A 21,543-nucleotide genomic window follows, 5' to 3' on the forward strand; every position below is an offset into this window, starting at 1 on the left:
GAGTTTGAACTCAATGATGTAACTTGGAAAAAAAATGAAACTTAAAATCTGAAACCAAACGTAGGATTATGACTAACACTGCGAAATAAAAGATTTAATGAAACAACATAAATTTTCTAGTTGGCTTCGAGTATACACGATTATTTTCAATATCGTTAGTTTTAATCAACTTTCTTGCTATTTTAAAACCTGAATGAGTAGACCTTATTCAATGGATAATTCTAACTATTCAAATTTTCAATACAAATTTGCCGAATAACACGGATAGAACTTTTTATTAATAGGATAAAACAAGGTATCATAGAGCGTTTTTAAAAAATTGACCTTGGAGACGCCTTAAGTGGATCGACCGACTATTAGCCCTGAACATCTACAGGAAGCCGCTGAAAACTTAACAACTATTCGAGATTTTATTCGTTTTGGAGTTACAGCATTACGTCAATACGATGCACACTTAGGTCAAGGTACTGAAGATTATTTTGCTGAAAGTTCTGCTTTAGTTTTACAAACTTTGTCACTAGACTGGAATGCCGATGCTGAGATTTTAGACTCAAAATTGCTGCCAAGCGAAGTTGCGGAATTCTTGAGCTTACTCGAACGTCGTATCAATGACCGTGTTCCTACTTCATATTTATTAAATCTTGCTTATTTCTTTGGTAAACCATTTTATGTAGATGAGCGTGTACTGATTCCACGCTCACCAATCGTTGAGCTGATTGAAAACCGTTTTGCACCTTATTGTTTGACTGAAAATGGTGAAATGGGTGAGGCGGTCAATAATTTGCCAGTGAATCCAAATCCTAAAACTCCACAGCGTATTTTGGATATGTGTACTGGCTCTGGTTGTATCGCAATTGCTTTGGCATATGCATTCCCTGATTCTGAAGTCGATGCTACTGATATTTCAAAAGAAGCCCTTGAAGTTGCACAAATCAACTGTGAGCATCACAATAAACAGTATCAAGTCGCTTTATTGGAATCTGATCTTTTCGCTAAAATACCTGCCGAAAATCAATATGATTTAATTGTTTCTAATCCGCCCTATGTCGATGCTGAAGATATGGCAGATTTACCAGATGAGTTTCATCACGAGCCAGAGTTGGCATTGGCAGCGGGTCAAGATGGTTTGGATCTTGTGCGTAAAATGCTGGCTCAAGCCGCAGACTATTTAACTGAAGATGGTTTAATCGTCATTGAAGTGGGCAACTCAGAATGGGCGATGAAGCAAAACTTTAATACTGTTGATTTCTACTGGTTGCAATTCCAACGTGGTGGGTCAGGTATTTTTGCACTGACTGCAGCACAATGCCGTCAATATCGTGATTTATTCATTCAATCTGTTCAAGTATAAAGGAGTTGTTGAACATGGCTGGCAATAGTATTGGACAATTGTTCCGTGTAACAACTTGTGGTGAATCTCACGGTGTGGGTTTGATGGCGATTGTAGATGGAGTTCCACCAGGTCTGAAGTTATCAGCTGAGGACTTACAAATAGACTTAGATCGTCGTAAACCAGGTACCTCTAAATTTGCAACACAACGCAAAGAACCAGATGAAGTTGAAATAATTTCAGGTGTGTTCGAAGGTAAAACCACTGGGACATCCATTGGTCTTTTAATTCGTAATACAGACCAAAAATCTAAAGATTACGGTAATATCGCACAAACTTTCCGTCCAGGTCATGCAGACTATACCTATACACAAAAGTATGGTTTCCGTGATTACCGTGGTGGTGGTCGCTCAAGCGCACGTGAAACAGCGATGCGTGTTGCAGCGGGTGCAATTGCTAAAAAATTCTTATTTGAAAAATTTGGTATTGAAATCCGTGGGCATGTAACTCAAATCGGAACTGAAAAAACAGCAAAATTAGATTGGAATGAAGTGCCGAATAATCCATTCTTTTGTGGTGATGTTGATGCCGTACCACGCTTTGAAGCACTTGTGACATCATTGCGTGAAAAAGGAACAAGCTGTGGAGCACGACTTGAAATTATTGCTTCTAAAGTACCCGTAGGCTGGGGAGAACCTGTTTTCGACCGTTTAGATGCTGATATCGCACATGCGATGATGTCAATTAATGCGGTTAAAGGTGTAGAGATTGGTGATGGTTTTGGCGTGGCTGAACAATTTGGTCATGAAACACGTGATGAACTGACAACTGATGGCTTCTTAGCGAATCACGCTGGTGGTATATTAGGTGGTATCTCAAGTGGTCAAGATATTCGTGTATCAATTGCACTAAAACCTACTGCTTCTATTACCACACCAGGCAAAACGATTACCATTAATCGTGAAGATACGGATGTTCTTACTAAAGGTCGTCACGATCCTTGTGTGGGTGTTCGTGCGACACCAATCGCTGAAGCGATGCTTGCAATCGTGTTAATGGATCACTTTATGCGTCATCGTGCCCAAAATGCCGACGTTGTTGCGCCATTTGAGCCAATTTAACCAAAGTAAAAAAGCGTATGATGTAAAAAGCCAGATAATTGATCTGGCTTTTTAATATAATTTTAAAATTGCAATTGAACGTTTTATGGGGAATTCAATTGAAAATAAGGATATTGGTTGGGGCGATGGTCTTATGCGGATTATCGTATAGTTATGCGAATGGCTTAACACAATCTCAGTTTGATATTGAAGTGAAGTCAATTTATAACGAAATTGAAGCGAGTCAAATTCGATTACATCAATCGGTCGATAGTAAGCAGAATATTTCGTTGATCATTCAAAGAGCTTGTGAATATGCAGATGCATTAAATGCTTTAGAACGATTAGCACAAAAGAATATTCATATGGCTAAAGCAAAAGAAGAAGCATTATTTGCAAAAAAAATGAGAAATTCTTTTGAGTTATCATTCCAAGATTTAGGAACAAGTTATCAAAAAAGTTGTAAGCCTTAAAAAAAAGCCAGTTCAACGAACTGGCTTTTTAGTGAATAATTCATTTATTCGATAGTTTGACCTGTATAACCTTTGATAAATGTTAAGTAAGCAGAAGACTTCTGACCGTCAGCTTGCAGGATGGGACGAGTCACTTCGCCGTTAGCTGTCACGATTTTTAGATCAATTTGTTTTGCGTCTCTAAATGAGTTTAAAAAACTTACAGGAACGACAATAAAATTAGATGAATTCGTTACACCGGCTGCAGTTGCATATTGGGTTGGTTGAATTGTTGAATAGACATAAGGTTGACCATCAACAATAAAGTTCAATTGTTTTATATCGTGCTGTACAGTGTCATTTACATCTGCAGTTATTTTAAAACCATTACGCTTTTCATCATTCCAACGGAGTGCAAGTTCAGGACAAATTTCATCAGTAGCACAGATGAGAGGTCCTTTGGTTACAACACGTTCTGGATAGCTTCCTGCACAACCTGTTAATACAACCAATGCTGAAATAAGCGCTAGTTTGATTTTCATGATTTTACCTATTGTCTTGTTTATTATAACTGTGTACACAATTTGTTAAATCTAACGAAAAATTCTAAAAAATGAAATGCCTAGAAGTCTAATAACACGTTGCAGTTTTGTATCGATGATTAAAAAAGACCCATAGTGGGTCTTTTTTTACTTTTGCTTAAATTGTTGGTAGCCACTTTTAAATGTTTGATAGGCAAACGATGCATGCCCATCTTTTAAAATGCTATGCGTAATAGCACCTTGATCTGTCACTACAGCAATATCGATAGATTTAGACTGATCAAACATAACGACAAAATTCATTGGTACATCAATGTAATTTGAAGAGTTAATGAGATCGGAATTGTTGACTGATCGTGTATTGGTTTGAGTTAAAGTTGTATAAGGATAAGTTTGACCATCTAGCGTGAAGATCACTTGCTTGATATCAAAAGATTTTCGATCAAATAGATTGGTATGTACTCTAAATAAGTTATTGCTCTGCTGTTTCCAATCAAATGTTAACTCAGTACATGGTTTTGACGGTTCACAAATCACCTGACCACGTGTTTCAATTCGCTTGGCATTTTCTGAAGGTTTAAAATCAATAACATTAGATGCATAAGCTTTTGCAGAACTTGCATTTGGTTTATTGGATACAACGATACACCCACTCAGTGAAAGAGCAGTAAGAATAGATATAAATTGAACTTTCATTATTATCAACCAGTTAAACAGATGTTGTTTTTGTATATGCTAAATTTAGCATATAATCCATATAAATGTTAACTAGTTATCAAAAAATATATATTTATTGTCGTGTTTTGCTATTTTTCTTTTTGTGATGCTTGTCAGGTTGCTTGAATTAAGTTTAAAGGTGGTAAAAAATAATTGATTGAGTCCTTTATGGTCAAACGCTTCTATTTTTGATTGAACACTTTTCAAAAGGTGATATAACTAAAAATAAAGCGTTAATAAAAGAGTATGAAATGAAAACGACTGTGAAATATGTGGTGCTGAAGAGCAAAGACTATCAATTGGGCACTCCATTGTTTGAAGAAACCATCGAGGCAGACTATGCGTATTTCGATTCAATTCCATCAGTCATTCAGTACCAGAATCATGAGTTTAAAGTGAAGTCAAAAGAACTTAATCGAAAGCAAATATTTGATGACTTTGAAGAATCACAAACAATCTTAGTTAAAGTCATCGCACTGAATTAATTTAAAGGCAGCCTTGAGCTGCCTTTCTTATTCTCATCACTATTCATTATCTATTTTATAATATAGTTCTATTCGAAATTAAGCACGGTTCAATATGCACCAAACATTCCCAATCCAAAGTAGGTTAGGTGGATTCTACTTTTTCTATAACACCATTGTGGATTATTCTTAACTTAAAATTATATATTTATTAGTAGTTTATATTAATTTTAACGATGCTATAAAAGTCTTAAAAAATCACGTGTAGACTATTTGTAGACTGTTGAGAAGCATGATTTAATAAACTTACTGAAGGTTTATTGGATTAATCATGAAACTCAACAAGTCTAATGTTGATGCTATCCCATTGACGGATTCTGGTCAAAAAATTATCAGAGATACAGATTTGATCGGTTTCGCGATTCGAATCACCACGAAATCAAAATCCTATATTGTTGAACGTAGACACGAGGGTAAACTTTATCGAGTCGTGATTGGGAAAGCGAATGAAATATCCGTAAATTCTGCTCGAGCAAAAGCCCAAATGATCTTGGCTCAAATCTCCAATGGGGAATACATTAGTCCAAATGAAAAAGTCAGCGTAAATAATTTTTTAAATATCACTGTTGATGAAGCATTAAAGATTTATATCGATAGAAATGATTTCAAACCTAAAACAATTAGACAGTATAAAAAATACTTTGATTTATACTTAAAGTGGTCAGATCGAAAGCTCTTTGAAATTACAAAAAAAGAAGTCCTGGATAAATTTATCGAAGTATCTGAGCTCAGCAAGTCATCAGCCAATGGTGCTATTTCATTGCTTGGCACGGTATGGAAATATATTCATGTACTTTATTCAACCGATGAAAACCCAATTTTAAAAAGCAATCCGGTAGATATTATTGCCGTAACTAAAGGTTGGAATAAGATTGAAAGTCGTAATAGGCATTTAGATAAAAGTATCATTCATAAATACTACAACGCCGTTCTAAATTATGAGGATGAGCTCAATTTAGAAAATACTGCACGATCCAACACGCATAGAGATATCATTTTATTTACCATGTATACCGGTTGCCGTCGCCAAGAAGTCTGTGGTCTTAAATGGGAAGATGTGAATTTTAAAGAAGGTATAGTTATTTTTAGAGATACGAAAAATGGTTCAAATCATGAGTTTCCAGTAGGGGACCACTTACTATCCATACTTAAAGAAAGATACTTACTAAAAGAAAATGATTGGGTGTTCCCAGCGACTAAACTTCCAACTTCTCATAATATTCACGCTACTGTAGTAGATACTGCACTCAAGAAAATAGGTACCCAAGTTAATTTTTATGTATCGATGCATGATTTTAGACGCACCTTCGCGACGATATGTAACTTACTAAGATTTAATATCTATGTGACTAAACGACTGCTTAACCATACTGCTAAACCGCGTTTAGATGTAACAGGTGGATATGTTCAAATCCCGATGGAGGAATTAAGAGCATCCATGAATATGATTGAGGCTGTATACCAAGGAAAAATTGATTGTTTTAACTACGAAAGTGTCTGGGATGAAAGACTCAAACAATTAAAGGCAGGATAAACCTGCCTTCTTAATTATACGTATTGAGCAGTGCAGGTCACAGTTCTCCTTTTTTCGAAAGCGAGTACATCAGCTTTTCTATAAGCAACTCGACGACCTATTTTGGTGTAGGGAAGTTCAGACCCATCACAGCGCATTCTAGCTAAAGTCCAAGGCGAACAATCTAAATATAGAGCTACCAAATCTTGTCCAAACTTTTGATCATCTGGAGCATCTAAAAAAGGTTTTAATAATTTAGATCGTTCATCCTCATTGATATTTTTTAAACTTTTCAAAGCCATGAAAACACCTCTGTTGTTTGTATTTGTTTTTCATTTTGAAAATCTGATACATAAATTTTTTTCATTACTTTCTCCAAGTTGCTTCTTTAAACTTTGCATTGATGACCAAAGAATCAATTTCACCAATACCAACATTTTCGAAAATATGGGTCATTCGCGTCCCGAACACTGTGAGTGTTCGGGTAATAGAGGAATAGTTGAATTTCATTGTGGCTCACCAGCTTCAGTAAGTGATTCAAGCTCAATACGGCGCTGCTCAATAAGATCTATTAATCTAGGTTGAATAACCGGATCACATGCAGATACATCAATCTCTAGAACATCCAGTTCAGTCAGATCCTCAGCTCGTTGAATACGTACCGCCAGTGATGGTTGTTCATTTGAATCATTCAGCTGAACTAAGCGTTTATGGATGGCATCAAGCAGTGGTTTGCGTTGCTCTTCTGTCCATGTTTTGGTGTATCGAACTAAGGTATTGGCTTCAGCAGGTGTATTGGCCTTACTGGCACGATCAACTAGATCAGCGAGCAATGATTGATATTCTCCATCTGCATCTTGATCCTTGTTTTGTGTTAGCTTTTCAGCTTCTTCCTGCAGTCGTTTAAGTTCAGCAATACTTAAATTGCCGGTTGATGATTCTGTATGATGTACACCTGATTGCTTGGTATCAAAGAAACTTTCACGTTTACCAGCAATACGATTGACCAGATCCTGGTAATCATCATCAGCAAGTTTGTCTTTATTGCCTTCCAGGTTGCGCTCAACACCTTGCAACTCATAATCTGAATTACATTTATCAATAGCTTCGATAAATCTCCGAATCGCAGGATCCGTATCATCAAGCACAGGTTCATCTTGCTCAACTGCATCACTCAATTGTTTTCGATGTGTTTCAGCAAAATTCACCAATTCATTTATCTGGTCAGCACTTAATATTGGGTCTGTTTTGACCTGGAAAACCAATCCATCGATAGTTTCAGTGCTACTGGTGTTAGTGATACCTGATTTATACGTATTAAAAACTTCTTCAGAATTAACATCAGATCCATAAATGGTTTTAATTTCCTGCTCAGGCTGTTGGGTAACTGGTGTGTTGACCTGGTCTACATCATTCTTAGCTTTGGTTGATCGTTTCTTTTTGGCCTTACCTGTATTATCGATTGTTGGTGAATAACAAATGACTCGACCAAATAGCTTACCGATTGCCTCTAGTTGTAACACTGCATTTTTATTATCTGCTTGAGCAAAACCATTACGCACACAAGCAAAATATTCCTCATTCTGTTTACTGTATTTAACCAGGGAAACGTGATCAGGATGAACAATAAAGATTTCCTGATCTTCCACTACATCATCAAGCGTTAGAGGCTTAGCAAAAGTAATACCTGCCAACTCCATAGTTTCAACTTTGATAGAGAACTCATAGCCAGGCATTGCAAAGATAGTTGCCGGAAAATTTTCCAGATCGTTGAATTCAAGTAAATCACCAATGGCACGGCACAGAATTTTTTTACCAGCCATCATTGCTTCAAAGGCTTCTTTACCATTTAAAATTTTCATGCTGACCATCCCTCCATATCTGATTTCGCCTGACAGGCGTTTAAAATTTGTTGTTCGTACTTTGTGCCTTTGAAGTAGTCCGCAGGCCGATTTAGATCATTGACGTGATTAGCATTCCGAATATCTCTCAACGCAGCCTGATAATCATTTTCTAGACGTGCTTCATTTTCAGCATGTAGCTGCTGTTCATTAGCTCGTTGTGCTTGTTGGTTACGCTGGATGATTGCGTGAATGCCTGCGCTTGTTTCATCAAACTTCTGCTGTTGAACATCGTGAAGACTATTTAGACCTCGTTTGGCACAATACTTTTCAATATCAATTCCAGCTTGTTGCATAAGTGCCTCAAGTTCTAAGAATTGATTGCCATTGATACACGCATTAGCAGATCCAGAGTTCAACCATTGTTTAAGTAGTACACCAGCCTGTTCAGAAAGAAGCATGGGTTCATTAAAAATGCGGGTACGATCTTTTGTTCTAACTGCATAGTTATCGTGAGTTAGATCCAGAACGGTGGTGAACTCATATTCGATACCATCACGCTGTTCAGCTTTCATCCCCACTTTTTCTACTTTCTTTTTACCGTTACCTGCATCAACCTGAACCGTATCCATCTTGCTGCGCATGGTCACAATGATATTGATGCTAGATTGAAGCATTGCATCGATAAACTTACGGTGTCTTGGTGTAACTTGGCTCCATGCACCCCAGCTATTACCTTTGAAAGTTGTGCTGGCAAGTTTGTCTACAATCTCCAAACAACCGCCAACGCCGGACCATTCATGAGTAATGCTATCCAGAATTAAGGTATCGAAACCTGCTTTTTCTGCAGCATGAATAGCATCAATAAACTTTTCAGGAGTGTAGGGAGGTTGAATGTTCGCATGCTCAAACTCAACAATATCTTCATACAGCTCAGCACTACTATTTTCTGTATCAGCGACAGCAATTTTCCCACCAATTCCTTTAGCCAAAAGAAGTGCACCTAAGGTTTTACCTGAACCGGTAGGCCCAGCAAGAGCAAGGCGTAATTTTGCATTTTTACGTTGCGCTTTTTTAAAAAATACAGTCGACATTACACACCCCCTAACATGCGATTCTTATGCATGTGAGTGATCAACATTTGATTAATGTTGTAATGGTCATTGTGATCTGTGAAATCTGTTACTGAATTACCTAATACATCGTGAATTTTGTCGATCGTCAGCGATGTAATCATTGCATCATCAAATTCACTACCAGGTACGCCGTAATCATTCGTAAATTTTTCGTAGTCAAATGACACATCGAGTGTGTATTCATCAAAACGTATTACAGCGTAGCCAGTCGTTTCAGAGGTCAGTTTTAGGGCTGCAACTGATGTTTGATTAGGTATATAGCTTGAGTAGCTAAGCTTCAAATCTGTCGCTTGAGGTTGTTTAGTGAAGACTAATGCACCAATCGTTACACTAGAAACTAATAAACTTACGGCGACGGTATTGAATGGGGTGAAATTTAGATTCATAATTGATCTCGCAGTTTGCAAAAGCACATCGGGGGTCGAAGATCGGTGTGCTTTTTTGTTGTCTGTGAGATAAAGGTAAGATAACTTACTTTTAATGTCAATACTATTGGTAATTAAACTTACTATTTTGCTTTAATTATTTTATACTAGGCAAAAGAAAACCCACACTGGGTGGGTTGTTTGGAGCTATTTCAGATGTCTGAAGATGAATCTTTAGTTGTTAAGCGCCTGCTTTGGGCTACTATTTTTTTCAACAGTGTAACTTTGATTTGTATGTTTATTATTATTTTCTGCCTTATAAAAAACTGAAAAATAGATAGTAACAAGAATCGATATGGCCGCCAGGATAGATGCAATACATCCAACGATAAATGTAGGGGTCACCGTCCAGTGAGGTTTACTTGCTATTTGTATCTGTCTTGATGTTAGCTCGTAACTGATTGCCTGAAGTAAAGGTGCTGGTATTATTCCAGGGCTATTTTCTCCACTTAAATATCTCAAAAGCTCTTCATCAGACTTTGATTTAATTTCATCTAAAGTTAAATCGAGTTTTGGAATTTTAGTTGACTGAAAATTAGGTTGTTTCGGAAAGCCATACATTTAATTTACTCTCACTCATCTGTACTTAAGGACTGCGTCGGGTTTGTAGTTAGAGTTAATTCTTTGATTAACTCTGATAATTCACACGTTATGTTTAATTTTTTCTTTGAAATAATTTAAAGACATGAAGATGTATAAGTAAAAGGCCCATTAAAAATAATAGGCCTTTTAAACTTACTAACATTGAATATTGTATTTCGTTTTGTATGTGTCAAATGCGTTTATTAGATCAGTTGAATACTCATTTTCATGAGTACCGTCAAGTTTGATCATTAAAGGCATGTATTCTTGTTCATAGGTAAAAGGGAATTCATTACAAATAATTTGTTTACGAATCTCATTTGGGGTTGAAGGTGCAACCAATTGAGCTTGGTACGACATAAACGTTGAATCGAGATCTTTAAACTGCAATAGTAGTTTTTCACGTTCTGGGTCTACTTTTTCAGCTTCATAACATCCAAAAATTCCAAAAGTGATTAGACACAAAAATGAGATAGTTTCCATATGTTTGAGTTCTTCTAAATTATTGTTAGTCTATTAGACTGGTTAATAAAAGAAAACCCACCGCGGGGGTGGGTTGGATGGGGTTTTTAGTATTTAAAAATTTAACCTGCTTTTTTATACCAGTTATTAATATCAAGGGCTAATTCAGCTGAAGAGCTTCTGGAAAAAAGCTCAATCCCCTGAGGTTTGAGAGAGCTATCAAGCTTGTCTACAGCCTCATCCCACGCATCTTTTCGCGCCTGAGATAATTTATTAAAATTCTCTTGTGTTGGTTTGAGAATGAATAAGGCAGGTGCTCTATCTAAGCTGCTAGAAACTGTTCTAAGGTCATTTAAAGCTTGCAAATAATCCGTCTTAACTCTTTTAATATCCGCGTACACTACAGAGGCCCAATTGCCCACAATCCTCTTGTTTTTAGGTCTTAAAGGCATATAAATGGATTTATCATTAATAGTGATATTTGAATTTTGAGCTACTATTTCGGAGTAATTTAATCCATTTTGGAACTTAAGCTCATCAATTATGTTGTTGCTTAAGCTTTGTAAATTAATAGCCGAAAATCCAGAATTAACTCGCTTTGAAGGGAGTTTAGGTCTACCTAATGGTACAGTTAATTCAAAAAGATGTTCAACCAGTGAAGCACCATTAATACCCTTAATTGGGCCACGTCTATCAAAGCGTATCTGATCTGATAGATCGTATATATTATTATTAAAAGCTAACTCTGCAATTTTAGTTATTTTTTTAACGTGATCTAGAATATCCTCACCAAACATGCAAGCAAATCTTGAAAAGTTATCCTGATCTATGGTTTTTATAAATTTTGCCCCATCAGCATCGATCGCAACACCAAGATTAAATGATTCACGAGTAGTAATATTGGGAGTCCATTGGATCACCATCCACTCACCATTAACATGATGGTTGGTAACACTTTTTATTAATTGATTTAAACTAGGATTATTCATTTAAGCCACCAATCCTATTCTTTGTGCAAATGATTCAGAAGGCTCTAAGCTTCTGACTGATAAATATTTTAACAGACGTGCCAAGCACTTTTCTTGGAATAACGTATCTTTTTTACTAAGCTGCAAAAGTACTCGCAACCAGTATTCCAAATCATCTTTAGAATTTTTATAAGCAGAGGTGTGCTCTTTGCTAGCTAAAACCGAAGCCCCTCGTATTTGGAACTTAGAAGGAGAGAAGTCATCCACAATCTTTAAAAGAACATTGTCAAAATATTCATCATCATAAAGATATGACAAATATTCCAGCCAATCAATCCTCCCTAACACTTCACCATGGTCAATAATCCCAATCGATCCATCCAGGTCAATAACTAGATTTCCAATATTTCTATCGTTGTTCGCAATATAGTCATCAAATGCAATTATGGGCGGCAAGCCTTCCTTTTTGGCTAGAAAATTTAAGCATTCATAAAGAAATATATTATTTTTTTCTTTTTTATGAGGGAGGGGGGTGGACTTAATTCGAAATTGAGCTTTTAGAGAATTTCCACACTCTGTTGTGACCCAAGCCCACACTTGATTTTCTGAGTAAATATCTGAAATCAAGTCAAATTCAGGTTTTATGAATTCGGGAATTGGCATTAATGCAGCTTGGGTGGGTTGCAACAAGCCCAGGCTATTGCCAAGTATAAACCCAATCGCCTCATTGCAAAGTTTTCTGCAACGCTCTTCTGGCTGATAAACTTTTACATAGCTGCTTCTTGCGACCCCATCCTCCCAAAGAATGCTCGCTTTTTTAGTAGCTCCAATTTGACCCAAATCAATTTCTGCAAGTGTTGCTTGATAAGAGTTCTCGGAAAGAACTTTAAGCATACCCCATCTCCATTATTATAAAACCCAAGCCGTATATAGCGGTTTTTTTAATTAAATAAAAAGCTGAATACGCTTAAACTTTTTATTCGCTTCAATTTCTGTTTTATAAAATCTGTCTTTATCGGCCGAATCCATAAATTTAACAAATGTGCTAGATTCAATCAGGCGATACAGAAATCTTTCACCCGTCTGAAGTCCCACTGTCAGAAGGTTGTGCTGATAAAGCACATAGCTGATCTTGTGGGAATTGATTTCTATCGTTTGCACATCTAATATCCCCCAAGCCAACAGTAACTCAACGTTTAAACATCCCTGTACAACCCAACAACTTTACCGACTAACTTACACCCATCAACTAAAGCGATTGTTTGTTCAGGCCAGTGAGGGTTTAAAGGTTGTAGGTAAACATTGCCACTTTCTAGTATTAATTTTTTAAACGTCGCTTCAGCATCACCTTCACAGGAAACGATCACAAGATCACCTGTTCTCAAATCCGCCGTTTGAAAATCAGGATTTACATAAATCTTATCGCCTGGTCTAAAGTCAGGCATCATAGATTCTCCGACGACTTCCAATCCATACCCATTCTTTCCGCATTTAGGGTTAGGGGGTAACCATTCTTCAAATTGTGTGCCATTAGGTACTGAGTCAACTGAAGTCCAAGATCCAGCTTGAACCCACGAAATGACTGGAACTAGGCGACCAATGATGGAGAATGGAGAAGCGACATTGGAATCCAAATTAACAGTAGTATTTCCAGATAATAAAAAGTCAGGTGAAACTGACAGAAAATTAGAAAGTGCCATGAGACTATCATGCTTAGGAGTGTTGTCATCCTTCTCCCAATAAATAACAGATGTCTTAGATACGCCTATAGCATCAGCTAATTGTTGTTGAGTTATTTTTTTATTCTTTCTAAGCGATTTTAAGCGACTACCTAGAGTTTCCATATTTTTTAACCAAGTTTGATGTAAGTAATCTTACCATTTGACTGGGTAAGTTTTATGTTGTTTAATAAAGTAAGTAAAGTTACCTTTAGGGGCAAAATCAATGACAAAACAAGAAGCACTGAATTTATTAAATTGCAGTGTTACTGATCTGGCAGCAAAGTTAGAAGTATCTTCACAAGCCATTAGTCAATGGTCAGAGCATAAAATTCCTTTGGCACGTGAATATCAAATTAGGGATTTAGCAAAAGGCCAAATACCTATCAAACGTTCTGCTGAAAATAGTAATAAAGCATCTGCCTAAAAACACGTTCAAAGGGAATACGAATGAACATCACTGATGCTGCATATAACACAGTTCACGATTATCCAGGCGGAGCAAATGCACTCGCGCCACGTCTTGGTATTAAAAGTCCTGCTGTGTTGAACAGTAAAGTCAATCCAAATACGGAAACACATCATCTAACGCTAGTCGAAGCTTCAAAGTTAATCGCGATCACAGGGGATTGCAGGATTTTGCAAGCACTTAATGCTGAACACGGAAAGGTCTCAATTGATCTTCCTCAGATTCCAGAATGTAGAGATACGGCGCTGACTGATCTAGTTTTAAGCATAGGTAAGGGCGGAGGGGATGTATGTGCAGTATTTAGAGAAATGATGGCGGATGGACGAATTACACAAGGAGAAGCCTTGGACATGTCCAAAGTCATAAATCAACTGCACTTATTTTTAGCAAAGCTGGATTCACAAATTCATGCATGCGTAGACGAAAAAGCCTGACGGTCGAGGTCAGGCTTCTTCAGGTTATTCAATTCAAGGTAAATCAAATATGAATATGAAATCAAATTTAGCACATGATCCATTTGATTCGCAAGGTGAAGTGGTTCAATTCCCCAAGAAAGAGCGACATGCTATGTCTGACAAAGACGAGAGCTACACAAGAATGCCTAATTTGCTTATTGATGGCGAGATTATGGCTGATTTAAGTGATAAAGCTTTCAAGTGTTTAATGTTCATTGTTCGCCAAACTCTAGGTTTTGGGCGTGAATCTCACACTATTTCAATCACTCAATTTCAAAAGTATTGCGGTTTAAAAAAACGTGATACCGCTATGTCAGCGATTAAAGAACTTGAAGACTGTTTTTTAATTCATGTTGAGAGAAAAACAGGATGTTTAAATGAGTATTTCTTGACGCTTAACCAGTACCGCAAAAAGGGACTAGTACCATTTAAGGGTAGTACCTCTAAACGGGACGGGACTAGTACCGTGAAAGGTGACGGGACTAGTACCGCCAAACGGGACCCTATTAAAGAAACACTTAAAGAAAATATTAAAGAAACACACACACAAGAAAACGCGCACGAAAAAAACGATTTCTCAGAACAGTGGAATCCAAATTTAAATTTTTTGAAGACAGTAATTTTTCAAACAAAATTCAGTAATCGAGCAGATGAAATAATCGCACTTCCTGATTTCAATTTTCACCTAGGAAATTTTAATGCTCATTGGGAAAACAAAATAAATCTCACTGAAAACCAAAAAACGAGAAAATTTGCAGCTTGGTTGATTCAGGAGTTTGAAAAACAAATTTCGAAAGCTGTGAGAGAGACTGAAAAATTAGGCAGCCGACTATCACAAAATCATGGACGCAACGTTAATGATGCCTGGGCTGATATTCCACAGTATCAGGGTGAAGTATCAGCGGTTGAAATACCAGAGGATTTCGTATGAACGACATGATTTCAATGAAGTTCAAGCAAGTTGCAGCCTACTGCACTGTGCACAAGATCCAAAAAATTCAGGCAGGACCGAATCAAATTTGTCCTGAATGTGCCAAAAAATTAGTAGCAGAATCAAATAAAAACCATCAAGAGAAAGTTGATCAACGAGTTCGTGAACTTCATTTCGCTGGTGCCATGATTCCACATCGTCACACACATTCTGGATTCAGAAACTATACGACAGAATTACCTGGACAAAATTTTGCACTCAAAAGCTGCATATCGTTTTCAAAGGCAATGATCGATGGTGAAAAAAGAAACTTGATTTTGTCTGGCAAGACTGGGACAGGGAAGACGCATTTGGGCTGTGCGACTGCAAGAACACTACTTAACAAGGGTTTATTTGTTAGATACATAACTTCAGAAGATATGGCTAATGAAATTGCAAATGCTTGGAAGAAAGCTGATGACAGTGAAGCTGCAGCGATTTATCGATTCACCGATACTGATCTTTTAATACTTGATGAATATGGTTTGCATGATCGCCATGAAAATCGACTCCAGCTGGTTCACAAGGTTCTTTATTCACGGTACGACGAAGCCAAACCCACAATGTTAATTTCTAATTTGACAGTTCAAAAACTTAAAGAAGATTTGGGTGACCGACTGTGGTCTAGATTCCAGCACGAGGGATTAAATATCGTTGAGTGTAATTGGCAAGATGCACGAATCAAATCATGCGTTGTAGATCAGTTTGGGGGCTAAACGATGCATGTAGGAAATAGTGTAAAAGTGGATTTTGTTTCTGAATCACGTACTGAGTTTTCAGGCAATCGCTTCACTGGCCACGGCGTAATAGATCGCCTTGAAGATGGGTACGTATTTGGTCGATTGAATGACGGTACGCCGTTTATGTGCTCACCAAGTGATGTTGAAGTAATTGGGCTTGAAGCATGTGAACATGATTATGACGTTGCATGTTTGATCTGTGGTTTTGGATCCGTTGATGGGGAAAGGATATGGCACAGCAAAAAGTAGTGCATGACTTCCAAACGATGGACTGGTGCCGATCACAACATGCGGTGGCTCAAGGTGAGCAGATGCTACTGGTATTGCGTCAAATGATGGCTAAACGTGGAAAAACAAGTGCTACTGATGTTTTAGGATGGATTGGAAAAACACGTCGTACCGCACAACGCTACTTAGATCAGTTGGAAAGAGCTGGCTATGTAACCCGAGATGATGCGACACCGGCAGGTTTTACGCCGACAGAAAAAACAAAACAAATTTTTACTATTAGGACTTGTGGTGATTAATGACGAGTTACTCATTGGCTGAATACCACAAGATGCTAGGAATCGAAAAACCGAAAAAGGGGCGTAAGCGTCCCACGGTTAAAGCAGCACGTGAAAGTGTGGGTGAATCCAAACTGGCCATGCAATTACGTGCGGTGAAAATTCAGTTTGAGCAGGAATTTAGGTTCCATCCCAAACGCAAATGGAAAGCTGATTTTCACCTAATCGGCAAGAAAATATTGATTGAGGTCGAAGGCGGTATATGGAGCGGTGGACGCCATACCAGAGGCAAGGGGTATATCGACGATATGGAAAAATACAACGCAGCAACAATGATGGGTTACCAGATATTACGGTTTAGTACAGAACAAGTGAAATCAGGTTTAGCAATACAACAAATTGAGAAGATGGTAGGGGAATAGTCATGGTTGTAGCAGAGGCAACGAAACAACATATTTTACAAACAATAGATTGGTCACGTTTTGATTTAGAAGGATGGTTACACCAATTCGGCGCATGGATGAATTCAGTTAGTGGTACATGTAGCCAAAGTATTAATCCGATTGCAGTGGCCATGGATAATGCCACTAAGAAAAGAAAACAGAAAAAACTGACCAATCTACAGGAATCAAAAATCATTGTTGACTTCCTGACTGGTGATTATCAATTACCAAAATTAAAGCAGACAAAAATTGTGTGTCAGATTGATGATAATGAAGCACGCGCCGTACAGCGTTTAATATTAGATATGCAGGGACAATCTGAAATTTTAGATGATTGGATGGATGCAGTTATTGATCGATATTTTTATGGGAATTCTTGGTCTGAAATGGTACGTGAAAATCGTACTCAAGCAGATTCAAGAATGGATGTTAAGTGCGGTTTAGCTGCTTTGCATAGTCGGTATGGGTTTGTTGGATATAAAAAAAGCACCAAATAAGGTGCTTTATTAACCGTTATTGAAGTATTCATTTATTTAAATTTATTTGGGACATTTAAAAATTGACTATAGTTTTCAGGGAGGTAAGTGATTACTTCAAGTCTATCTAAGTTAATTCCATAACATTTATAGTTGCCACACAGAATAGGTTTGACTCTGAATTGTTCGTTATTTTGTTTGATATAACCAGTAGTGTATTCACAAATTTCAGATGTCTTAATCTTATCAACAGTAGAAATAATATCTTTTTTACCTTTATTATAGAATGTAAAAATGAGAAATAGACTAAAAATAAATATAAAGAAATAGATAGTAGTGGTAAACCAAAATGAATTAACCATTTTGACAAACTTAGAGTAAATAATCGGTTTCTGAAATTCAAAACTAGATAATAGTGCATCAACTCTGAATTTTTCATTTTCTTTTTCTGAAGGGTGAATCGCCAAAACATGTAATAAAAATGCTATGGCTAAATACAATATAGAAAATGCAATTAATAATACTAGTTTATTTAAATTATCTAAAAACGTAGTAGATAGATTTAAATAACCAAAAAATGAAACCTCAAAATAATTCATTCCTAAGGATGAGATGTCTATTCCCAACGGTTCACTTATTCCTGAAAAATAAGCAATTTGGCAACCATAAATGAGTGCTGGTAAATAAATAAGGAAAAAAGATATTCTTTTTAAGAAGCTTTCAAGTGAATTATGCATTTCAATCCTTAAATGTCTCATTCAAAGCTTGTTGAACGGCGTCTACACGTGATTTACAGGCTTTATATGCTGACATCGATTCTTCAACAATTTTCATCAAATTATCAATATCTGGTTCATCTTGAGACTCAAGGAGCTCGGCGTTCTTTTTGAGAATTTCATAGCCTTCTTTAAACGTTAATTCTTTCTTAGTCATTGCTAGATACCTGAGTCACATTGGCATTGATAATACCATCCTGTAATTCTACTTGAATGCTATCACCTGATATTTGTTGAATAGAACGTATGGCTTTGCCTTGGCTACGGACGATACCAAAACCTTTGGCCATAACATTTTTGGGATTCTGAAGTAATGTTTCGCGCATGAGAGATTCAACTTGCTGAGAAGCCAGCTTAACCTGTTGCTGAGCTAAATATTGAGTGGTGTCTTTAATTAAGTCTAAATTTCGATTAGTTAAACTAATTTGATTATTCGCCAGTGTCTTGATTGACTTTATGTGTTGATCATTCTGGCTTTGATACGCCGTGATCTGATGCTGAGATAACAACTTAATAATTTGTAAAGAATCAGTTACATCTTGGACACGCTCTACAATCAAATTACGTATACCTCCAATAACCTTACTGGGTGTATCAAAAGATCGATGTGCAATTTCATCTAAAATCGTTCGGTCTTTTTCATGGCCAATACCGACCCAGATAGGGACGGAACGCTTACAAAGCAGAGCTGCCAAATCAAAATCATTTAAATATGCTAAATCATTTACAGATCCACCACCGCGAATAAGAACGATGAGATCAGGGGCAACTTCATAATCTTTGACCCATTGCTTAAGGGCAGTTATTAAAGAATCTCGGATACTTGTTGGAGCTGTATTGCCTTGGAAAGTTGCACTGTGATAAACGAAATGGCAGACACCGGATTTGTCTAATGCGTCAGCATCCTTTTTGAAATCGCCTAAACCTGCAGCATTTTCAGGTGCAATGACCAGGACATTTTGAATATCAAACGGCGTAGGTAGCTGTTTATTTTTATCTGCAAGACCTTCGGTTTGTAATTTTTCTAATGTCTGCTGATAACGCCGTGCTATGTCACCTAACGTAAAGCTTGAATCAATATCTTCTACATTAACTGAGAAACCATATTGAGGGTCAAACTTGGCTTTAACTTTTATCAGAACATTAAGATCTCGAGATAACTCAATACCACTTTCACGTTCGAACTTTAGAACCATCTTTTGAGCAGAAGACTTCCAAATAGTCGCTTTACAACTTGCGATTACTTTGTCTGAACCTTCCTCTTTTTCAGCCAGCTCAAGATAATAATGTCCGCTTTTAATATTTAAATTTCTTATCTCTGCTTTGACCCAAACAGGTTCATCAAAGGTGACCCGTATAACTTCTTGAACAGTGGATAAATATTCACTTAAGGTTAGCTTGTAATCAGACATCATTGAGCAGCGAGATGAGGTTACTAAAAATACTAACGAACATACTGTTCAAAAACAATGATGAATGTTTGACCTTGCACAAGGGTTATGGCATATTTCAGCTATAGTGACCGAAGTGTACGTTGATACATGAAGTTAATTTAAAAGCTCGCCAAATGGTGGGCTTTTTTTGTTATCAATATTTCTTTTTTTGGGTGATAAAGTTACGAAGTATAATGTTTTAAACGTTTGTTTGTTCTGAAAGCTTTAATAACAGGAAGTTGTCATTGTTTGAACTTTTAAATAAGGCATAATGGGCTTCTTAAACTTAGAGCTAATTTTTATTTATGGTAGATGTAAACCAGTTAAACAATATTTTTAAAGAAACATTAGCGAATAATAAAAAACCTGAAAGAATATTGATAGGCTACAAGCTATATGCAGAGTTAATGAAAGATAGAAGGTTTTTTGAAGAGGTAGTAGGATCCGCTATGAATCCTAGTAAGCGTACTTATCAAAATATTAAAATTAAGATTACTCAAGATGATAGACAGCTTGAATTAAAATCTTCGGGTTAATGAATTCTTCTAATATAATATTGTAACTTATTGCTAATGCTACGCTTTTAGAAATTGAATATTATTTATGCACAGGACCTAACCTGTTCTTCAATTTTACCTCCTCACCCAGGAGGTATTTTTTTGCCTTTTAAATTATTAACAGTTAATGAATATCTATCAGTTAATTTTATTGTGTTTAAAATCACAAATAAATTGAGATTGGATTATTTACATAATTAATCTTTCATTGAATTAGCAAGTTAAAACACTAAATAAATTCCCTTACATTAACTTTAAATTTCAAGTTTAAATGGGTGTTAATGTGATCTTGGGTTGTAACCGTAAGCAAAACGGAAGTGTTCAAGTTGAAATACGGAATTGCGTTTTCCTTTCAATAAACTTGGATGTTTAACATCTAACTTGAATTTCTAACGCATGCATGTATTTGCACCATGCCAACCTAAAGGGCTCGCAGGTAAGAGCAAGCCCTTTTTGAAGTACTGGCCGAACTTATTACGGCACTAAACCTCACTAACGTAATTGTTAGTGGGGTTTCTTTTGTTTGAAATATTGTATTAACGCGGTAGGGACTTATATGACAGATCGTGTGCAAGCTAAACAAGATTTACAGTTCTGTTGTGCGGAGCTGGCGAAATATCAAAACCTCAGCCGTTCAGGTCTTAAGCGTCATCAAATGATTGCGATTGATGAAATCATGATTGAGCTTAAGGAGCGCATCCGAAACTTACGGAACGTACTGCAATGAGCAATGAAGTCGGACAAGCCATACCAGTTCGACCATACCCACCAAAAGAAATATTCGATTTGGATACACCTAACTTTATGCCTGCACCAGAACTATGGGCATGGATTAAAGCTGTATTCCTAAATGAACATTCTGAAGTATTTAACCCTGATCATATTCATCTGGACTCATTTTACTGGCCACAGATCGCCGTGATGTGGGCAAACGGCGGATTTATCAAACAGGGGCGTTTTGTCGTTGGTCAAGCTGAGAAAGTCATGATCAATGTGGGTGGATGGAAGAAAGCACGCCAAGAGGAACAATTTGAACAATGGTTTGGTCAAGTTCCTGAATATCTCATTACGGTTGATGCCAAATTTGCCCAAGTGGCGAATGATATTGCCTTTTGTGCACTGGTTGAGCATGAGCTTTACCACATTGCACATAAGCGTGATGAATGGGGTAATCCACAATTTAACCGTGAAACAGGTTTACCAAAGCTTGAGATCAAAGGGCATGACGTGGAGGAATTCACTGGTGTGGTACGCCGTTATGGTGCAAGCGAAGAAGTTCAAACCATGATTGATGCAGCGAAACAGCGACCTGAAATTTCAAGAGCCGATATTTACCATGCGTGTGGTACTTGCTTCCTGAAGGTCGTTTAAATTTTTTTGTCCATTAAGTTGGACGAAGTTGGACGGA

The 21,543-nt window shown here is 37.0% G+C and carries 32 protein-coding genes; 16 read left to right on the plus strand and 16 right to left on the minus strand.

The window, feature by feature from the left end; translation table 11 throughout:
• The first annotated feature begins 340 nt into the window (after positions 1-340).
• The 3 genes from prmB to AC1M9F_RS03245 all read left to right on the plus strand — a co-directional run bounded on the left by prmB (position 341) and on the right by AC1M9F_RS03245 (position 2,903).
• The gene (prmB, locus tag AC1M9F_RS03235; RefSeq protein WP_035263595.1) at positions 341-1,351 is read left to right on the plus strand and encodes a 50S ribosomal protein L3 N(5)-glutamine methyltransferase; all 1,011 of its coding nucleotides are present in this window, start codon (positions 341-343) and stop codon (positions 1,349-1,351) included.
• Positions 1,352-1,365: 14 nt separating this feature from the next.
• Positions 1,366-2,451, plus strand: coding sequence for a chorismate synthase (gene aroC, locus AC1M9F_RS03240; protein ID WP_092766326.1), 1,086 nt, complete (start codon positions 1,366-1,368; stop codon positions 2,449-2,451).
• Between the two features lie 98 nt (positions 2,452-2,549).
• Positions 2,550-2,903: a hypothetical protein gene (locus AC1M9F_RS03245; RefSeq protein WP_481589970.1), complete on the plus strand. Its 354-nt coding sequence runs from the start codon at positions 2,550-2,552 to the stop codon at positions 2,901-2,903.
• 44 nt (positions 2,904-2,947) lie between these two features.
• Here the strand turns inward: AC1M9F_RS03245 and AC1M9F_RS03250 are convergent, their stop codons facing one another.
• The gene (locus AC1M9F_RS03250) at positions 2,948-3,424 is read right to left on the minus strand and encodes a hypothetical protein (protein WP_481589971.1); all 477 of its coding nucleotides are present in this window, start codon (positions 3,422-3,424) and stop codon (positions 2,948-2,950) included.
• Between the two features lie 147 nt (positions 3,425-3,571).
• On the minus strand, positions 3,572-4,120 hold the full coding sequence (locus AC1M9F_RS03255; protein WP_092766323.1) for a hypothetical protein: 549 nt from the start codon (positions 4,118-4,120) through the stop codon (positions 3,572-3,574).
• 272 nt (positions 4,121-4,392) lie between these two features.
• Between AC1M9F_RS03255 and AC1M9F_RS03260 the strand changes: the two genes are divergently transcribed.
• Together AC1M9F_RS03260 and AC1M9F_RS03265 are read left to right on the plus strand one after the other, a co-directional pair.
• A complete protein-coding gene (locus tag AC1M9F_RS03260) occupies positions 4,393-4,626 on the plus strand; it encodes a hypothetical protein (protein ID WP_035270711.1) in 234 nt (77 codons plus the stop codon).
• 310 nt (positions 4,627-4,936) lie between these two features.
• Positions 4,937-6,199 (plus strand): tyrosine-type recombinase/integrase, encoded by a 1,263-nt coding sequence (locus tag AC1M9F_RS03265; protein WP_481597036.1) that lies wholly within the window; start codon positions 4,937-4,939, stop codon positions 6,197-6,199.
• 14 nt (positions 6,200-6,213) lie between these two features.
• On the opposite strand, the gene AC1M9F_RS03270 is transcribed toward AC1M9F_RS03265, so the two are convergent.
• From AC1M9F_RS03270 to AC1M9F_RS03320, 11 genes are all read right to left on the minus strand, one after another.
• Complete coding sequence (locus AC1M9F_RS03270) at positions 6,214-6,480, minus strand: helix-turn-helix domain-containing protein (protein ID WP_179998061.1); 267 nt, start codon at positions 6,478-6,480, stop codon at positions 6,214-6,216.
• Positions 6,481-6,544: 64 nt separating this feature from the next.
• Positions 6,545-6,688 (minus strand): hypothetical protein, encoded by a 144-nt coding sequence (locus AC1M9F_RS03275; protein WP_179998060.1) that lies wholly within the window; start codon positions 6,686-6,688, stop codon positions 6,545-6,547.
• Positions 6,685-8,040, minus strand: coding sequence for a hypothetical protein (locus AC1M9F_RS03280; protein ID WP_481597037.1), 1,356 nt, complete (start codon positions 8,038-8,040; stop codon positions 6,685-6,687). The genes AC1M9F_RS03275 and AC1M9F_RS03280 overlap by 4 nt, the downstream gene beginning before the upstream one ends.
• Positions 8,037-9,113, minus strand: coding sequence for an ATP-binding protein (locus AC1M9F_RS03285; protein ID WP_481597038.1), 1,077 nt, complete (start codon positions 9,111-9,113; stop codon positions 8,037-8,039). The genes AC1M9F_RS03280 and AC1M9F_RS03285 overlap by 4 nt, the downstream gene beginning before the upstream one ends.
• Positions 9,113-9,541, minus strand: coding sequence for a hypothetical protein (locus AC1M9F_RS03290; RefSeq protein ID WP_481597039.1), 429 nt, complete (start codon positions 9,539-9,541; stop codon positions 9,113-9,115). Before AC1M9F_RS03290 ends, AC1M9F_RS03285 begins: the two co-directional genes overlap by 1 nt.
• 213 nt (positions 9,542-9,754) lie before the next feature.
• Positions 9,755-10,141 carry a hypothetical protein gene (locus AC1M9F_RS03295; RefSeq protein WP_481597040.1) on the minus strand — a complete coding sequence of 129 codons (387 nt, stop codon included), beginning with the start codon at positions 10,139-10,141 and terminating at the stop codon, positions 9,755-9,757.
• 177 nt (positions 10,142-10,318) lie between these two features.
• Positions 10,319-10,645, minus strand: coding sequence for a hypothetical protein (locus AC1M9F_RS03300; protein WP_481597041.1), 327 nt, complete (start codon positions 10,643-10,645; stop codon positions 10,319-10,321).
• A gap of 101 nt (positions 10,646-10,746) precedes the next feature.
• A complete protein-coding gene (locus AC1M9F_RS03305) occupies positions 10,747-11,613 on the minus strand; it encodes a hypothetical protein (RefSeq protein WP_481587474.1) in 867 nt (288 codons plus the stop codon).
• Positions 11,614-12,486, minus strand: a complete 873-nt coding sequence (locus tag AC1M9F_RS03310; RefSeq protein WP_481597042.1) for a hypothetical protein — start codon at positions 12,484-12,486, stop codon at positions 11,614-11,616.
• A gap of 51 nt (positions 12,487-12,537) precedes the next feature.
• Entirely contained in the window at positions 12,538-12,753 is a 216-nt protein-coding gene (locus AC1M9F_RS03315) for a KTSC domain-containing protein (RefSeq protein WP_481587472.1), read from the minus strand.
• Between the two features lie 35 nt (positions 12,754-12,788).
• Positions 12,789-13,436, minus strand: a complete 648-nt coding sequence (locus AC1M9F_RS03320) for a LexA family protein (protein ID WP_481597043.1) — start codon at positions 13,434-13,436, stop codon at positions 12,789-12,791.
• Positions 13,437-13,536: 100 nt separating this feature from the next.
• Here AC1M9F_RS03320 and AC1M9F_RS03325 point away from each other — a divergent pair, with 100 nt between their 5' ends.
• The 8 genes from AC1M9F_RS03325 to AC1M9F_RS03360 are packed head-to-tail and all read left to right on the plus strand — an operon-like array spanning position 13,537 to position 17,390.
• The gene (locus AC1M9F_RS03325; RefSeq protein ID WP_481597044.1) at positions 13,537-13,737 is read left to right on the plus strand and encodes a Cro/CI family transcriptional regulator; all 201 of its coding nucleotides are present in this window, start codon (positions 13,537-13,539) and stop codon (positions 13,735-13,737) included.
• Positions 13,738-13,760: 23 nt separating this feature from the next.
• Positions 13,761-14,213 (plus strand): phage regulatory CII family protein, encoded by a 453-nt coding sequence (locus AC1M9F_RS03330; RefSeq protein ID WP_481597045.1) that lies wholly within the window; start codon positions 13,761-13,763, stop codon positions 14,211-14,213.
• A 49-nt stretch (positions 14,214-14,262) separates the two neighbouring features.
• A complete protein-coding gene (locus tag AC1M9F_RS03335; protein ID WP_481597046.1) occupies positions 14,263-15,165 on the plus strand; it encodes a replication protein in 903 nt (300 codons plus the stop codon).
• The gene (locus AC1M9F_RS03340; protein WP_481597047.1) at positions 15,162-15,920 is read left to right on the plus strand and encodes an ATP-binding protein; all 759 of its coding nucleotides are present in this window, start codon (positions 15,162-15,164) and stop codon (positions 15,918-15,920) included. The genes AC1M9F_RS03335 and AC1M9F_RS03340 overlap by 4 nt, the downstream gene beginning before the upstream one ends.
• Before the next feature lie 3 nt (positions 15,921-15,923).
• A complete protein-coding gene (locus tag AC1M9F_RS03345) occupies positions 15,924-16,193 on the plus strand; it encodes a hypothetical protein (protein WP_481597048.1) in 270 nt (89 codons plus the stop codon).
• Positions 16,175-16,471, plus strand: coding sequence for a hypothetical protein (locus AC1M9F_RS03350; RefSeq protein WP_346792898.1), 297 nt, complete (start codon positions 16,175-16,177; stop codon positions 16,469-16,471). Before AC1M9F_RS03345 ends, AC1M9F_RS03350 begins: the two co-directional genes overlap by 19 nt.
• Positions 16,471-16,872, plus strand: a complete 402-nt coding sequence (locus AC1M9F_RS03355; RefSeq protein WP_481597049.1) for a DUF559 domain-containing protein — start codon at positions 16,471-16,473, stop codon at positions 16,870-16,872. The genes AC1M9F_RS03350 and AC1M9F_RS03355 overlap by 1 nt, the downstream gene beginning before the upstream one ends.
• A 2-nt stretch (positions 16,873-16,874) precedes the next feature.
• Entirely contained in the window at positions 16,875-17,390 is a 516-nt protein-coding gene (locus tag AC1M9F_RS03360) for a hypothetical protein (RefSeq protein ID WP_481597050.1), read from the plus strand.
• 32 nt (positions 17,391-17,422) lie between these two features.
• Here the strand turns inward: AC1M9F_RS03360 and AC1M9F_RS03365 are convergent, their stop codons facing one another.
• The 3 genes from AC1M9F_RS03365 to xseA are packed head-to-tail and all read right to left on the minus strand — an operon-like array spanning position 17,423 to position 19,557.
• On the minus strand, positions 17,423-18,106 hold the full coding sequence (locus AC1M9F_RS03365) for a hypothetical protein (protein WP_481597051.1): 684 nt from the start codon (positions 18,104-18,106) through the stop codon (positions 17,423-17,425).
• 1 nt (position 18,107) lies between these two features.
• Positions 18,108-18,302 (minus strand): exodeoxyribonuclease VII small subunit, encoded by a 195-nt coding sequence (gene xseB / locus AC1M9F_RS03370; RefSeq protein ID WP_481591012.1) that lies wholly within the window; start codon positions 18,300-18,302, stop codon positions 18,108-18,110.
• Positions 18,295-19,557 (minus strand): exodeoxyribonuclease VII large subunit, encoded by a 1,263-nt coding sequence (xseA, locus tag AC1M9F_RS03375; RefSeq protein WP_481597052.1) that lies wholly within the window; start codon positions 19,555-19,557, stop codon positions 18,295-18,297. The genes xseB and xseA overlap by 8 nt, the downstream gene beginning before the upstream one ends.
• Positions 19,558-19,883: 326 nt before the next feature.
• Here xseA and AC1M9F_RS03380 point away from each other — a divergent pair, with 326 nt between their 5' ends.
• The 3 genes from AC1M9F_RS03380 (at position 19,884) to AC1M9F_RS03390 (ending at position 21,506) form a co-directional block, all read left to right on the plus strand.
• The gene (locus AC1M9F_RS03380; protein WP_481587460.1) at positions 19,884-20,114 is read left to right on the plus strand and encodes a hypothetical protein; all 231 of its coding nucleotides are present in this window, start codon (positions 19,884-19,886) and stop codon (positions 20,112-20,114) included.
• 577 nt (positions 20,115-20,691) lie between these two features.
• Entirely contained in the window at positions 20,692-20,862 is a 171-nt protein-coding gene (locus tag AC1M9F_RS03385; RefSeq protein WP_171319224.1) for a hypothetical protein, read from the plus strand.
• Positions 20,859-21,506, plus strand: coding sequence for a putative metallopeptidase (locus AC1M9F_RS03390; RefSeq protein WP_481597053.1), 648 nt, complete (start codon positions 20,859-20,861; stop codon positions 21,504-21,506). The genes AC1M9F_RS03385 and AC1M9F_RS03390 overlap by 4 nt, the downstream gene beginning before the upstream one ends.
• Positions 21,507-21,543: the final 37 nt, after the last annotated feature.

This window comes from Acinetobacter sp. ANC_7504 (assembly GCF_056779995.1).